The organism is Streptomyces sp. NPDC050564, assembly GCF_044457265.1.
Lineage (GTDB): Bacteria > Actinomycetota > Actinomycetes > Streptomycetales > Streptomycetaceae > Streptomyces.
Window position 1 is genome coordinate 64,398 of record NZ_JBITGS010000004.1, and the last position, 15,582, is coordinate 79,979.

Annotated in this window: 7 protein-coding genes; all 7 read right to left on the reverse strand. The window is 66.9% G+C overall.

Translation table 11 applies throughout. The features are described from left to right. Positions 1-364: 364 nt before the first annotated feature. Positions 365-1,702, reverse strand: a complete 1,338-nt coding sequence (locus tag ACIBK0_RS08020) for a hypothetical protein (protein WP_399076866.1) — start codon at positions 1,700-1,702, stop codon at positions 365-367. 56 nt (positions 1,703-1,758) lie between these two features. Further along, the gene (locus ACIBK0_RS08025; protein ID WP_399076868.1) at positions 1,759-2,472 is read right to left on the reverse strand and encodes a hypothetical protein; all 714 of its coding nucleotides are present in this window, start codon (positions 2,470-2,472) and stop codon (positions 1,759-1,761) included. A 9-nt stretch (positions 2,473-2,481) separates the two neighbouring features. Then, complete coding sequence (locus tag ACIBK0_RS08030; protein ID WP_399076871.1) at positions 2,482-3,750, reverse strand: DUF4241 domain-containing protein; 1,269 nt, start codon at positions 3,748-3,750, stop codon at positions 2,482-2,484. Further along, positions 3,750-4,451 carry a hypothetical protein gene (locus tag ACIBK0_RS08035; RefSeq protein WP_399076873.1) on the reverse strand — a complete coding sequence of 234 codons (702 nt, stop codon included), beginning with the start codon at positions 4,449-4,451 and terminating at the stop codon, positions 3,750-3,752. The genes ACIBK0_RS08030 and ACIBK0_RS08035 overlap by 1 nt, the downstream gene beginning before the upstream one ends. Before the next feature lie 448 nt (positions 4,452-4,899). Continuing rightward, on the reverse strand, positions 4,900-5,370 hold the full coding sequence (locus ACIBK0_RS08040; protein ID WP_399076875.1) for a DUF5959 family protein: 471 nt from the start codon (positions 5,368-5,370) through the stop codon (positions 4,900-4,902). 643 nt (positions 5,371-6,013) lie between these two features. Further along, positions 6,014-6,538, reverse strand: a complete 525-nt coding sequence (locus tag ACIBK0_RS08045; protein WP_399076878.1) for a hypothetical protein — start codon at positions 6,536-6,538, stop codon at positions 6,014-6,016. A 24-nt stretch (positions 6,539-6,562) separates the two neighbouring features. Then, on the reverse strand, positions 6,563-15,310 hold the full coding sequence (locus tag ACIBK0_RS08050; RefSeq protein ID WP_399076880.1) for a DNRLRE domain-containing protein: 8,748 nt from the start codon (positions 15,308-15,310) through the stop codon (positions 6,563-6,565). Positions 15,311-15,582: the final 272 nt, after the last annotated feature.

The window sequence follows — 15,582 nt, forward strand, 5'->3', positions numbered from 1 at the left end:
TCGAGTGCCGCCTCGTTCCATTCGATCACCTGCTCCGTGGCTCCATAGGAATCCATCGCCATCTCCGGCGACAGCTCGCACTCCCACCTGCCCCCTCGGGCTCTCCGCTTCCACCGCGACCACATCGCTGTCATACACGTGAGCGACGAGCACGGGGGCCCAGGTCTCCTCCTTCACGTCCCGGCTGTAGGTGATGTCGGCGGCGGAGCGGCTGGTCCTGGAAACGGCTCGAACAGCCGGATCAGCACCCCGTCGGGCCCTCACTGCCTCTCGAAATCCGGGGGCCACCAGTCGACGTCCTCGGTCGAGAAGTCACCGATGGAGACGTCGTGGACGAACGACGACCAGAACGCCCCGTAGGAACTCACGACTCCCCGCGTGGGAGATGTCCGCCAACCGGTCCGTCCCCCATCGAATCCGATGAACCGAACCCACCTGGAATCCTCCCTTGAAACGGCGTGCAACTGCGGTCGGTCGAGCTGCCGGGGGCGTGGCTGTCGCCGAGTGGGCGAGAGGAAATGGACGCCCGGCGCTTGGTCACCGCGTCGAGGAGCCCGCACGCCGTGATCGCCACGACCAGGAACGCGGCGCTCGCCAGGAGCAGCGTCGCCTCGTAGTACGAGCCCGCGGCCCAACGAGCGACCATGTACGCCGCACCGGCACCGACCAGCGACGCGACGACGAGTTGCGCCACCAGTCCGAACACATGCCGGTACGGGGGAGGATCCTGGACCGTCGAGACGTCCCGCAGGGCGTACAGGCCGGCCACTGCCATGGTCGACAAGCCTGCGCCCGCGGCCAATGCCGGCGTACCGAAGGTGACGCCGTACCGGATCGCGAGAGCGGGAACGAAGAAGAGGGCCAGCCAGCGGCGCACGGCCTGCCCCACCAGGCTGACCGCGGGACCCGGCTCGGGAGGGCGGGCCGGAAGTCGGGCAACCGTCAACCGGAGTACGCCGAGGGCGCCAACGCCCTTAAGGGCCAACGGAGTTCGCTCGAGCAGCCTGCCCAGGTTGTAGAGCAACGCCGTGTCGTACACGACGAGGACCAGCACCCCCAGAGCGCCCAGTGAGGCGATGTGGAGCAAGAGGCGCGTGGCGGTCAGTGGCCGGGCGCCGGCGGAATCATGCGCCGCCATGCGGGCGATGAGCAGCGGTGTGAGCACGGCGGAGACGGCTCGGATCGTGATGTCGTCGGCCGTGTAGGGGTTGCGCAGGTCCCATTCGACGACGCAGAACACGATCGTGTACGACGCCGAGGCGAGCGGCAGCAGCGAGGACCGGGCGATCCGCCGGTACAGGCCCGGGTCCAGCCACCGCGCCACCGTGGCGAAGGCCAGCAGAACGAAGGGGAGTTCGAGGAACGCCTGCACCCGCAACACCGAGGGGGCGAGGAGTTCCGGTGCGGGGAAGCCGCGGGCGAGCGAGCGCAGCACCGGGTTGTGCGTGGCCAGGTCGAACCAGCCGACGGGCAGATAGGGCGCGATGAACGACACGTCCCCGTCGTGCACGCGGAGCACGTACACCGTGAACAGCGCCTGGTTGACGTAGATCAGGCCGGTCACCAGTGCCAGTGCCACGAGCGGGGAGACGGAGCGGCCCGCCACCCTGACAGGACCGGGGAGGCGGGCCAGGGCACGCGGGGTCAGCGCGAGAGCCGCTACGACCGACGCGAGAACCACGGCGTCCACAAGTACCGTCACAGTCGTCGGCCGTTGATGTACATCGTTCCCGAGCACATGCGGGATTGCTCCAGTCGTCAGTTCTGGTTCACGGGCCAGACTGCCGCCGGGTCGCAGTGGGCCGGGCAGGCCTGCAGATAGACCTCATTGCCGAGGAACAGGAGGTAGGTGTCGGCGTGGATGGTGTAGGGCTGCTCCGGCAAGCCGGGGTGGACGTCGAAAGACCAGTCCTCCGGCACCTGGCAGAGGTACACCAGATCGGCGCCGCACGCGCACCGGTAGTACTCGGGATCCTGCGCCCAGGACGGCGTACCGCCCACCTTGAACCCGGGAGCTCCTCGCCCATGCCTGTCGAGGGTGTCCGCCAGAGGCCGCAGCGTCAACGGCAGGGCGCGCACGGACGGTTCGCGATCCGGCGTCGGCCGCGTCGCGTGGCGCTGGAGCAGCACACGCCAGAATGGACGCGGGTAGGGCGGCTGCGGAGCGTCCCAGTAGGCCGGCACGAGCCGGCCGTCGCCGGTCAGCTCAGGGTTGGACGCGTCGTTGTGAGCGCGGCAGTGGAAGACCAACAGGTGGTCTCCACCGAACGACTCCACGTTCAGCGGTATGTCGAACTGGAAGAACAGCGCCAGCCGCTCGCCGCAGAAACACTCGGGCCACTCCTCGCCGTCGTCGAGAAAGGGCCAGCCCCCCACCGAGTTCCGCGCGGGCCGGTCCAGGGGCTCGGCTCCGATGTCGATCGCGTAGCCGGGCAGTACCGCCCGCATCTCGCTCACTTCATTCTCGAACATTCGTTCACCTTAAGGTTGCTGTGGCAGTAGCTCCGCCTGGCCGAGGATCAGCATGTCCGCCACGAAGCACGTGACGTCGCCGTCCGCGTCCCGGCCGATCCACACGGGGTAGGAGCCGTCGCCCCGGCCGCTCGGGTAGGCGATCAGGTTGGTGCCGGTGGCCGGGTCGTCCACGGTCGCGATGCCGTGGTCGTCCTCGTCCTGCGCGCCCGCGACCTGGCCGTCCCGGAACCGCCGGCCGAGCTCCTCGGCCATGGTCGCGTCGACGAAGGCGCCGGTGCCCGCGTCCACACCGAAGCCGTAGAACTGCCCGTCCCGCAGGACGCGTTCGTCCTGACCTTCGAGCAGCGCCAACTCCCACTGCACTGCCGACTGTTCGGAGACGAGTACGCGGGCCGCGGTGTACTCCTCGTAGATCAGCGTCCGGCCCCGCCCCTCGACCGTGTACCCCGCGGAGGCGAGCTGCACGGGGTAACTCCCGGGCGCCATGGTCACCGTGAACCCGGCGTCCTGCTCGCACTGCCCGTACGTGGGGTCGCGCGCCACCAGCCGCCCGCTCGACAGCCGCAACGTCCCCGCCGCGATCGGATCCCACACGGCGTACTCCGCCTCGGGCGTCGAGAAGCGGGCGCCCGGAGTGAACAGCTCGTCCAGGTACCGGGGGCGCAGCCCTTCCGGCGGCCGCCAGTTGGGCTCGGCGCCTTCGCCGCCCACGGCCGCGTCCGTGTCCTCGCGCAGCTCGCACCGGTCGGCGACGTCGATGCCGAGCGGCGCGAACAGCCCTTTCCACCGCCCGAACGCCGGTGCGGGGAACCATCGTTGCTCCTCGGGCACGTCCGCTACCGTGTGCCGCGAACCGCCCTTGTCGCCCTGCGGTTCGACGATCTGCGAGCCGCGCCCGCCCGGCCGCAGCTGGGTCGTCAGCCGCCCGGCGTCCGCCGCGAACTCCGGGCTCTGGTCACTCGCGTACGCCCAGGCGCGCCTGTAGGTGAGGAAGAGCCGCTCCGCCTCAAGGCGTCGCAGGTCCAGTTCGAGGAAGCGCCGCCCCTGTGCGTCGTACACCCATAGTCCGAGGTAGTGGCGCGCCCAGGCCACATGCGCGACGACCACGGCGGGGTGGTCCGCCTGCCGCAGCACCACCGCGTACGGCTCTCCTGCGGCGTCCCGCGCGGCCGCGGCCTCGCTGCTGATCGGCCCGAGCACGGCCCCGCGCCCGGAGTCCCACCCTTCGCCGTAGGCGACGGCGACGATCTCGGTGTCGCTGCCGTTCTCACTCATCAGGCTGCTTCCCTTGCTGCTGCGGCGCCGGAGGGCAGGACCACGCTTCCGGCGAACACGCCACGGTTGTCGGCGCGCACCTCCTGGCTCACCGTGATGTCACCACCCTGGTACGGGATGAGGAACGTGTACGCGTAGCGGTGCGAGGTGAGCCGGTAGCCCTGCGCCGCGTCCAGGTCCCAGGTCTCGGTGAGGCTCTTGAGCGTGATCCGGCTGTCGGTCGCCGTCACTCCGGCACCCCGCAGCTGAACCAGCGCGGGCTCCATCTCCCGCACCGCCCGCTTCAGCGCGGGACGGCTACGGGCAGCCGACAACTGCCAGCCGGAAGCGGCGACCTGAAGCCGTACGTCAGCCCCGCCCGCCCCGGCACGACTCACCTTCGCGCTCTTGGCGTACGCCCCGAACGCCTCCAGGTCGGCCACGGGATCCTCGACATCATTGGCGATGTCGCGATCGGACAGCGGCCCCTTCTTCCAGGCCTCGCCGCCCTCCTTGACGTAACCGGTGCCACCGGCGACGTACACCGCCTCGGACTTGCGGACCCCCTTGCCGGTGGTGATCGTGCCGGTCTGCTGGAGCGCCTCAGGGGCGGTGGTGCGGTGCGCGGTCGCGGTGTACGTGGCGGTGGACGGCGCCTGCCCCGCCATGACGAGGGACTCGCTGCCGTGCAGGACGAACGTCCACCCCTTCTCGGCGCTCATGGCCTGCCGGGCCCGTGCCACGAACTGGGCGGCCGTTCTCGGCTTGGGCGCGGACGGGGGCCGCGATGTCCTCTTCGGCTCTGGCTGGGCCTGCGCTGTCCGCGGGGACCCGTGATTCCCCGACGACTTCCGGCTGCCGTTCTTCGGGGAACACCCGGCTACAGCCACGGCAGCCGCGACCAGCGCGACGACGACGGTACGGCGCCCACGCGCGCTGAAACGTATTCCGGACGGCACGAAGCAACCCTTCGGGAGGTTCGACAGGGACGGGGAGTGCGATGGCGGCCCGGTTATACAGCAGTTTCGCGACGGGATACGAGCACGGGAACCTTCCGGACTAATCACCCGATCGCCCTCAGGCTTGAACGGCCGTTGTCACGCGTCCGTCGTCGACGCTTTCAAGAGCAGTGCCCTGCCCCGCGCTTGAACAGGTCGGCAGGGCGGCGAGTCAGGACTGCCGGTCGGGGCTCCACGCGTAGGTCATGGACCCCGTCTCCACCACCTCGCTGGGCCAGGTCCGCCGGACCTGCTCAAGTCGCTGAAGGTGCTCGGCGACCCAGTTCTCTTCCGGTCGGATCCGCAGCATCGTGGTGAGGCGGTCGGGATCGTGGAGGGTTACTGCCAGGGAGCGGTCGTCGAGCATGTGGAGAATGAGTTCCAGTCCGCGGTCCCTGCCGATCCTCGCGTCCTTCCCGGGCGCGATACCGGTCAAGGCGTCCTGCCAGGCATCGAGATCCCGATGGAAGACATACACATCCAGGCGGGCGTCGACGAAGTCCGCCGATGCGAACACGTCGGCCCGGAGGGTGTCGTGACCGGGCAGCACACCAGGCCTGGAACGCCCGGTGACGCGCACGATGCAGCGGTTGCCGTCCGCGTCCTCCAGGTGGATGAGGTCCACCGTGCCTGGTTCCGTCACTGCCTGCCTCGCTCTCGCCCGTAAGGGTGGGGTCGCTGATGAATCAACGTAACTACACCCCATGGAGGAACGGCCCCATGACCTCGGGGACAGGATGGGTCGGCTGACTCGGAGACGGTGAAATCCTCGAAGCCGACATCCATTGCTCGCTCCGCCGCCATCCAATGGAAGGCATGGCCGCGCTGGAGTCCACCCCCCCAAGCGATCAGCTCCGGGTTCGTCCCGACCAGCTCGGGCGATTTCCGATTCGTCGCCCATGCGTGCTCGGCGTTCGCCATCTCGTGGAGTATGCCGCCGAATGCGGACTTCGGCGGACCTCCTTTGGGTTCGGGCTCCTGGATCGCCAGGTAGTCCTGGATTGTCCCGGACCCGTACACCGCAATGAACTTGCGGTAGTCGCGCGAGAATTCCTTGCCCCACGACTCGCTCATACGCGTCCAGTCAACCGATATATCAGGTCGCGGACAGCATGATCCGCTGAATCCTCTCCCATTCGGGCACTTCGGTCATCGATCTCCGCCCCCCAGACGATCAGCCCATTCCATGCGCACCCCTCCTGCACGGAGGGTGAGGCTCCGCCCCGGACGCACCGGAGCGGAGCCTCACTCATCGGACGACGGCAGAGATTCCGCCGCCTGCTACATCATTCGTACGCCTCGAAGAACGGACGCTCCACCTTTCCCGCAACGGAGAACGGACGGAAGTCGCGATCTGTCAGCACGCGATAGATGAATTCCGTGGTCGAGATGTCGAAACGGTGCCAGTCCTCCAATGGATCGGTTCGGGCCACAACCGGCCATTGCTCGGGTGGTGTTGCGGCATCGGCCAGCCAGAAGTACTGGTCCTCCGTGAGGGAGTTCCCCCAGAGGATGAGTCCCCTACCGCCGCTGTCGAACACCTCATAGGGGTCGAAGAGCGCGCTCAGTTGACCGCTCTCCCAGCGCCGCCGCTGCGACTTCCATCGCCCCAGCAGACCGTACGAGTCGATGGCATTCGGTGGCAGCAACTCCAGATACCCACTGAAAGCGCCGTGCCGAAACGCCTCACAGAGCTCCTTGTAGTCCGCCGGAAATTGCGTCCCGAACTGCTCCTCGATGTCATCCCAGTCCACATCCCGCCGTTCAGCGTCCCAGCGAGTGGCGGAGATGATCTCGTCAACCCTGTCCATGGCGCCTCTTCTTGTTTCCTTCACCTACTGCCCGGCCACATAGCCCCAAGGGTAAACAGCCCCGCCCGACGAGGCCGCCAACCCTTGCAGCGAGGGGATGGTGCTGTCCCCCTGATAGCCCGCCGAGATTTCATAGTAGACGGTATTCCCCTGCTCCAACTGGTCGGATATCGCTTCCTCCCAATCGCCCATGCTGTCCTGGTTCACATCGCTCGGCAAGGGCACCAGATTTCTCCGGTCAGTGCCGCTTCCGCCGAATCGACGGGCCACCAGGTGCGATCGATCGAGGCCCATACCCGGACGCCACCCCTTAGGAGACGCAGCCCAAGCCCCCGGAGTGCTCATCGGCCAGATGGTTGTGCTTCCCACCATCTTGGTCGAATTGTTCGGGTCTTTGAGGTTTCCATCTTTATCGGTGTAGTTGATGTCCGCCTTGTTGAGGCACGCAATCGCGCCCTGAGCACGCCCCTGGGAGTCGAGCGGCATGTAATAGATCATGCTCGACCGGCTCTTCGCGCAGTCCTCCCGGGTGAACGGCACCCGGGCGTCGCCGGGTTGCCACTCCTTGACGGAGTCCGGCTTGAGGAGGAGCCCCTTGCTGTAGTCCGGCTTCTCACCGGGGTCCGACTCGTATCCGTTGGCCGCGGTCGGAGTGTCCCAGCCCAGTTCCTCCAGGAACACCCAGGCCGCCAGCCCGTATCCACCCGCCTTGCTGAGCAGGCTGGAACCACCGCCGGCAACGGTCTCGGCTCCCTCGGCGATCCCTTCTGCTGCCCCTTCGACAGCACCCTCAAGGGTGTCGACGGCTGAGTCGATGAATCCGCCGACGTCGAAGTGACCGTCGATTTCGACGTTGCTGATGGGGTTGCCGCTGCCGAACGCGTACCGGTTGCCGGTGAAGGGGTCGGCTCCGAGGCCCATGTCGGACAGGGCGCCGTTGTACATGTCCCGGGTGGTGAAGCGGTTCAGACCCGGGTTGTAGTTGCGGAAGCCCATGTCGTACGTGCCGGACTGGGCGTCCCAGCGCTTGGCGTTGTAGCGGTACGGGTTGTACGCCTCCTTCGTCGGATCGGCCGCGTTCGGCTTGTCGATGCCCGTGAACTCGGACTCGTCGTCCTTGCCGTAGGCGGTGTAGCCGTACGTCGCCTTCGTGTCGCCGTTCTTGTCCGTGAGGGTCTCGACGTCGGTGTGGCCGTTGTAGCCGTAGTAGCCGTCCTCGGTCGTGCCGTCGCTGTTGTGCGTGACCTGCGACAGGCGCTCGCCCCACGGGCTGTACTGGTACGACTTGGTCAGCGCGCCGGCGACCTTCTCGTCCAGGACCTCGGAGGAGAGGCCCAGGTACTCGAAGTCCGTCGTCTTGCCGTCCGCCGTCTTGGACGCGGTGCGGTCCAGCGGGTCGAAGGTGTAGGTGGTCGACTTCATCGCACCCGTGTCGTCCGCCTTCTGGGACTCCACGACGTGGTCGAAGCCGTCGTACACGCTCCGCTCGACGACCTTGCCGTTCGAAGTGACCGACTCCTGGCGGCCGAACGGGTCGTAGTTGTAGTTGCCCGTGGAGCTGCCGGTGGTAGCGGTCAACAGGCGGTTGCGGTCGTAGTTGTAGTTGGTGGTGACGTTGTTGACCGTCTGGCTGATGACGTTGGAGTTGTCGTCGTGGACGTACTTCTCCGTCGCCGCGCCGTTGCCCGTCTTCACCGACTGCGCCAGGCGGTTGGCCGGGTCGTAGGTGTAGTCGGTCGTCGAGGACAGGTAGGCCGAGTGACTGTCGGCGTTCATCTTCTTCGCCACGTCCTGCGACTTGTTGCCGTTGGCGTCGTAGGTGTAGTCGTGCGAGGAGACGAGGGTGCCGTTCGGCTTCTTCTCGCTCGTCGACTTCAGCGCGGCGTCCAAGTAGTACGTGTAGTCGACGGTGTTGCCGTTGGCCTTGGTCTCCTGGAGCTGGAGACCGCGGTCGGTGTACGTGTACGACGTCACCTTCGGTGAGGCGTCCGTGGCGGACTTGCCGACCGAGACCGTCTTCGCCAACTCACGCAGGTCGTACGTGTACTTGGAGAACTGATCCGGATGTGTGATCGTGTCCGGCTTGCCATCCGCGTCATACGTGTACGACGTGGACTTCTTCTCCGTACCGGACAGCGACTCGGTCGCCTTCTGGACCTGGTTGAGGTCCGTGTAGGCAATCGCGTACGCGTCGACCTTCGCGGTCGACGACGTGTCGTCGATCTGAGTCAGGTTGCCGTTGAGGTCGTAGGAGTAGGTGAAGTTGCTCTTCTCCGTGTCGGCCGGGTCGCCGCTGGTGTCACGGACGAGCTTCACGCCGTCCGCGACGACCACGCCGCCGCTGTTCTGGAACAGCTGCAGCTTGGCGGCGTTGCCCTGCGCCAAGGAGTACGAACCCAGCGAGACCCAGGTGCCCTGGTTCGCGGTCGCGTTCTGGTCGATCGTCTTGTCGACCGTCCCGGTCGCATGGGTGAGCGTGTACTTCGCCGTCGTCGCGGCGCCCGTCACCTTCGGGAACTTCACATACGCCGTGTACGTGCCGTCCTTGGGGATGTTGAGCGTCCAGCTGAAGGCGTCCGTGCCCGTGCCCGCCGCGTGGGTCTCGTGGTTGTAGCCCTGCTGACCGGCGATGTCTCCCTTCGTCCAGGTACCGGTCTTCGAGGTGTTCTGGGTGTCGGAGTTGTCCACCAGGACGACCGACTTGCCCACCGGCACGCCGTCATCCGACCGCGACTTCTGTGAGCCGTCGGGGTAGAACGACCAGGACATCGTGCGGTCCGAGGAGCCGCCCGCCGAGGTCAGGGTCCGCTTGGTCTGCTGGCCCATCTCGTTGTAGTCGTAGGTCGTGGCGATGTCCCACTGGTCCGTGGACGACTTGACCCAGCCGTTGTCGAAGTAGGCGTAGTCGGTGTCGTTGCGGACCGTCTCGCCGTCCGACGGTGGCAGCGAGGTCTTCGCCACCCGGCCCACCTTGTCGAAGGTGGTCTCCGTGTAGACGTTCGGGTTGTTGTAGCGGCTGTCCGCCGGGTCGTACGGCTGGTACTGCTTGACCGGCCGGTTCAGCGCGTCGTACTCGGTACGGCTGGTGAAGGCGGTGGTCGTACCGGCCGCGACAGCACGCGGGCTGATCGCCTTGGTGGGGTTGCCGACCTGGTCGTACTCATACTTGGTCGTGCGGTACGTGATGGTCGACGTGCCGTCGTGCGGGGCCTTGACCTCGGTCTGCTTGCCGCGCTCGTCATAGGTGATGAGCGTGGTGTTGTTCTCCGCGTCCGTCGCGGAGACGACCAGGGAGTCCTTGTCGTAGGACTTCTTGCTGGTCTTGCCGGCCGCGTCCGTGACGACCGTGACCCGGTGGTCCAGGTCGTAGTCGGTCTTGGTCGTGTAGTCGGTCGTGTCGGTCGTCGCGTTCTTCTTGGGGTCGATGACCTTGGTGGCGTTGCCGACGTTGTCGTACTCGTACGAGACCTTGTCGCCCTTCGTGTTGACCACGGAGGTGAGCTGGTAGATCTCGTCGTAGTTGTTCGTCGTGACGAAGTCGGTGGTGTCCGTGGTCGTCGCCGTGCCCTTGGGCTCCGTCGTCGTCTTGAGGTCACCGGCCTTGTCGTAGGTGTACGTCGTGGTACGCGGGCTGGTCTGGTTGTTCGCCGGCGCCGTGGCCGACGTGACCTGGTCACCGCTGTCGTACACCGCCGTCGACACCGCACCGTTGGGCGCCGTCGTCTTGGTGACGTTGTCGTTCTCGTCGTACACCGGGGCGGGAGTCGTGATCAGGACCCCTGCGTTCTGGTCCTTGGGCACGGTGCTGACCAGCGGGCGCCCGTAGACGTCGTAGGTCTGCGTGGTCACCTTGAGGTTGGCGTCGGTGACCTTGGTGACCTGACCCCGCTCGTCGTAGTCGTACGTCGACGAGTTGGAGTTCGCGTCCGTGATCGTCGCCGGGTAACCGGTGGGCCCGAAGCCGCTGTACGACGTCGGGTTGCCGTTGGCGTCCGTCACCTTGGTCAGCTCACCGTAGGAGTCGTACTCGTACTTCGTGGTGTAGCCGCTGGTGGTCGGCTCGCAGACCCCTGTGGTCCAGGTCGCGGTGCCCTTGGGGTCGGTGACCGTCTTCAGGTTGCCGAAGCAGTCGTAGCCGAACTTCGAAGCCCGCCCCTCCGGAGAGGTCTTGCGGAACAGGTCGGCCGAGAAGCCGTCCGCGCGCGTCTGGTACTCGTACTTCGCCGCGTTGGCCGGCCACTTGGACGTGTCCGACACACAGGTGGCCGTCTGGTCCGGCACGCCCGACTTGTTGTTCTCCGCGTCGCGCTGCCAGAGCGGGTAGCCCGTCTTCTGGTCGTAGCAGTACGCGGTCTTCGCGCCGTTGTCCTCCTCCAGGTACGTGACGTTGTTGTCCGCGTCCCAGCTCATCTTCGTGGTCTGCGACTTGGCGTTGGTCGTCTGGACCGGGCGGCCGAAGTCGTCCGTCACGTACTTCGTGGCGTGCGACTCGGGATCCGTCACCGTCGTGTCGGTGAACTTCGTGTTCGCGGTGTCCGCCGCATACGCGAAGCCCGCGTCGTAGCCGAGACGGTCCGTGATCGTCTTCGTCCACCAGTGGTACTTCGGGTCGTCACCGGTCTGCGGGGCGTAGTACGCCAGCGAAGTCCCGTGCCCGCGCGGATCGGTCGCCTTGACCAGCTTGACGTTCTTGTTGCCTTGGGTGGCGTCGTACGTGAACTTGAAGGTCTTCGGCTGCGACGAGCCGTCACCGTCCACGAACTGCCCGAGCAGGCCCTTCGTCGTGTAGTTGAAGGAGATCTTGCGGGTTGGGAGACCCGTGACGGACCCCGAGATGTCCGTGATCGACTTGACGTGGTCGTAAATCTTGGAGTTGGTCAGATTCGACCCGGTGACCTTGGCGCCCGTGTCGTCGATGTAGTCGTACGACGCGTCGCCCTTCTTGTAGTAGTCGACCCTCAGGGACTGACGGCCCGCCGGGTCGGTGATGTACGTGAGGAACTTGGTCGGCTTGTTGTTGGACTTGCGCTCCTCGTACGTGAACGTCTGCGTGTTGCCGTTCTTGTCGACCGTGGACGTCATGTAGCCGTCGCAGCCGAAGAGGAAGCGGGTGCCGTCCGGGCGCAGGAGGGTCCAGGCGTCCGGGACCGGGTCCTTGTCCGGCGTGCAGTCCAGGCCCGTCTTCATCGAGACCTTGTAGTGGACGCCTGCCGGGGCGTTCCACGACCCGTCCGCCTGCTTGGTGAAGACGTGGGTCGTGCCGTCACCGTCGGGGAGGCGGATCTCCGTCGGGTTCGGGTTGGGGTGGAAGTCCAGCGGCGCGCCGAGACGGATCGGACCGGCTGCCTGGCCGGACCAGCCCGCGCCGAGCACGGTGTCGGACGTGTCCAGCGAGTTGTACGCGAAGCGCGCGAACGTGTTCAGGCCCCGGCCCGGGTTCGTGAAGGCGTTGTACGACCAGACCGAGTTCCCCGAGGCCAGGTTGTTCATGACCGTCGAGCCCGCGCCCGTGTTCTTCCCGGTGTACGAGTAGAACTTCTCCAGGCCGAGGGAGTCGGAGCTCGGGTCCTCCACCGCCACGTTCTGCTTCAGGGCCGGGATGCCGCCGGTACCGGCGGACAGCCAGGTGCCGGCCGTCTTGTTGTAGAGGTCCCAGCTCAGCGCGTAGTCCGTGCGCTTGTTGCCCTCATCGGAGTTGATGGGCGTGTTGACCTGAGCCTGGAGCGTGACGGTGTCGCCCGGAACGACGTCCTTGGGCAGCGCCGTCTGGACCTGGTTGCCGCCGGTGGTCTTGTCGGTGCCGTCGGGCAGCGCCCACTTGTACGACAGGACCTGGTCGGCCTTGGTCCAGGTGCTGTTGGTGGTGTTGGTGAGCGTGAACTCGACCGTGTACGTGGAGTTCGGCGTCATCCGCGCAGGAGTCTTCGGCGCGTAGTACGTCGAGTCCGTGGTGGAGTCGATGTAAGTGACGGTCATCCGCGGGTGCAGCCGCTGCTCGGCCGCCTCCGAGGACAGGAAGACGGTGCGCTCCTGCTGGGCCGTCTCGTCCTGCATCTTGATCAGCACGGACTGGGTGCTGCCGGGGGTGCTCACCCAGCTCTGCGCGAGTGAGGTCGCGTTCCAGTCGTGCCGGGACGGGTCGTTGCTCATCGCCGGGACGGTGTCCGCGACGGTGGCGCCGTAGTCACCGCCCGCCGTGGTCCAGTTGGTGGTGGAGTTCGCCTTGGTCCAGGTGGCCGTCGACTCGTCGAAGTCCCGGGTCAGTGGGCGGAGTTCGTAGACCGCTCCCGTGTTGCCCGTGGTGGTCTGGGTGCCCCACAGCCGCACGTTGGCGTCGAGGACGCGTGCCGTGGTGGGGATGTCCAGGGTGGGGAACTTCAGCAGGGCCCTGGTCTTGCCGTACGACGGCGAGTTGTTGCCGACGGTCAGCCAGTTCTGCGGCAGGCCGTCGGTGACGGTGTCGTGGGCGGTCGTCGACTCCGTGGAGGAGAGGGTGGTGTCCTGGGACGCCTCGAAGACCTTGGTGGTGCGGCCCGCCTTCGGCAGTCGTACCAGCTGGGTCGGGGCCGGGGTCACCTTTCCGTCCCGGGTCTTGACGGCGACCATGTAGTAGTAGGCGCGGCCGAACGGGTCCGCGCTGTCGGCCGGGGTCGGCGCCGCGGACGTGTCCGTGTACGCGGTGGTGCCCGACGCCACCGGCGCCACCAGCGTGGAGGCCGACGGCGTGAACGTCTGGAAGACGCTGCGGTGCACCTGGTACTCGACGATGTCGTCGCCGCTCGCCGTGGACGGATCGGTGTACGCCGACCAGTGCAGCTCCGCGCCCGTGTCGTGGATCGTCGTCGGCACGTCGAGGTCGACGCCCGGGCGCCCGTAAGTGAGCACGAGACGCGGGTAGTTGGTGCTCTCGCCGCCATAGCCGAACTCGGAGGCCTCGTAGCGGGGGCCGCCACGCGGGGCACCGGCGCTCTCGTCGGTCGCCTTGATGACGAAGCCGTTGTTGGCGTTCGTGCCGTCCAGCCAGGACTGCACCGTGTCCTTCACCGAGAAGGAGTGCCACTTGTTGTACGTGGCGTACGGCAGCTGGGCGGTGCCCGCCTTGGAGAACCGTACGGCGTCCGCGATCACCGAGGTCGACGCCGAGGCGGGTCCGTCACCGAGCACGACCTTGCCCGCGGTGCCCGCCTTGAACGGCAGCGCGCCCAGCGGCTTCCAGATCCCGCCGGTGCCGGACTGCTGGTCCACCGTGTACGACCGCGTTCCGCCGTCGTAGGTCACGGTGTAGGGCGCCGCGGTGGACCGGTCGGAGGCCGGGATCACATGCGTGTCGACCTGATAGGTGCCGTCCTCCGGGATCTTCGGCTGCCAGGTGTACGTGTCACCGGCGACCGTGTCCTTGTTGTAGAGGTAGTCCTGGTTGACCGCGTACTGCGTGAACGCCGTGTTGGACGAGGCGGGCCAGGTGCCCACCGCGGCCGTCTTGCCGGCGTCGCCGTCGTCCACCTGAGTGGTCGAGCCGGACAGCTCGCCCACCAGCGAGTTGGTGTTGTTCCAGGTCGCCTGGGACGCCGTCCAGTCTCCGGTGGCCCGGTAGGCGCCGAGCGTCACCGGGGAGCCGTTGGTCACGCCGGTGTGCGTCTGGTCGTAGTAGAGCTGGAGCTTCGCATCGTCGAGCTGGGTCCCGGCGGGCACGCTCGACAGTCCGAACTTCAGCAACGCGCGGGCCGCGGCGCCCGTGGAGTCCAGGCCCGCCGACAGCCGCCAGTTGCCGTCGAAGTTGGAAGCGGCGGACGAGGACAGCACCATCGTGTCCTGCGACTGGGACGGGGTCGGCGCGAGGGTCAGCGTCGGATCGACGGTGACCGGATACTGCCGGTCCTTCGCCGCCAGCCACTTGGCGTCGGGCGTGACCGTGAGTCGCCAGCCCCTGCCGTCCCGGGTCAGCTTCTGCCGTACGGCGGAGCTGTGCGCGACGCCGTACGGGGAGGCCGTGGACTTCTTCGCGCCCGTGAGCTTCTTCGCGTCCGTCATGAACGCCGGCGGGATCACCAGCACGGGGTGCCCGGTCTCGCCGTAGAAGCCGATCGAACCGTCCTTGCCCGCCTTCGGAGTCAGCCCCTTGGCATCGAGCGCGAACGTGAACGTCAGCGGCCCGGTGGGCCGCTCGGCCAGGACGATGTTCTCCTTCACCCGGCCCGGACCGACCTCGTACGACAGATCGGCGCCGGAGACGGCGTCCCTGTACGTGACGGTGTTGCCGTCGGCCGAGGGTTTCAGGCCGCTGCTGCCCGCGTCCTCCAGGCCGAAGGTGACCGACTGGCCGCCGCCCGCCGTCCGGAAGGACACCAGCCGGTCGGGGTCGGATCCGAAGTAACTGCTGCCGGAGTTGGTGGTGTTGGCGTAGTCGAAGCCCTTGGCGTCGGTCCCGCGGACCTGGGTGTCGATGACCTTCCAGGACTTCGCCTTCGCGTCCTTGTACGACGTCGGGACGGCGGACACTTCCGCCTGGATCCGGCCGTCCGACATGCGCCAGAAACGGGCGTTCGGTGTGCGCTTGGCCGTCAGCTCCTTGACGCGTCTCGCTCTTGGCGTGTTCTTGCCCCTCGGCAGCTTCTGCCGGTCGGCAATCCCCAGCTCATCGTGGGACGGCGGCTTGTCGAGCTTCTTGCCGTCGTCCGAAAACCATCCCTTGACCGTGTCGACAACGCCCTTGTCGCCGTCGTCCTTCGCAGTCGAGGCGGCATAGGCGAATTGTGGCAGCGCGGCACTCACGACCGCGGACACCACAAGGCAGGAGATCACTCTCCCGTATCGGACTTTCACGTCCAATGCCCTTTCTCATACGGCGCCCCCGCTTTCCAGCCCTATCGCGCGCGTGACGCGCGTGCCGAATGCGGGCACGCCGAACCACCAGCCGGGGATTCCCGACTGGTCATGATGGAACGGCCCTTCCTGTGAACCCCCCTTTGCGGAAGCCCGAGTTCTAATCAGGTGGATGAGGACATGTCAACCAAGTTCACAATCGGGGCAGTTGAGCCACAGCA

What these genes read in the sequence shown, in the direction of transcription:
- ACIBK0_RS08035 (WP_399076873.1), bottom strand. Translation starts at nt 4,451, where the DNA reads ATGAGCGCCGAGAAGGGGTGGACGTTCGTCCTGCACGGCAGCGAGTCC.
- ACIBK0_RS08045 (WP_399076878.1), bottom strand. Translation starts at nt 6,538, where the DNA reads ATGGACAGGGTTGACGAGATCATCTCCGCCACTCGCTGGGACGCTGAA.
- ACIBK0_RS08030 (WP_399076871.1), bottom strand. Translation starts at nt 3,750, where the DNA reads ATGAGTGAGAACGGCAGCGACACCGAGATCGTCGCCGTCGCCTACGGC.
- ACIBK0_RS08025 (WP_399076868.1), bottom strand. Translation starts at nt 2,472, where the DNA reads ATGTTCGAGAATGAAGTGAGCGAGATGCGGGCGGTACTGCCCGGCTAC.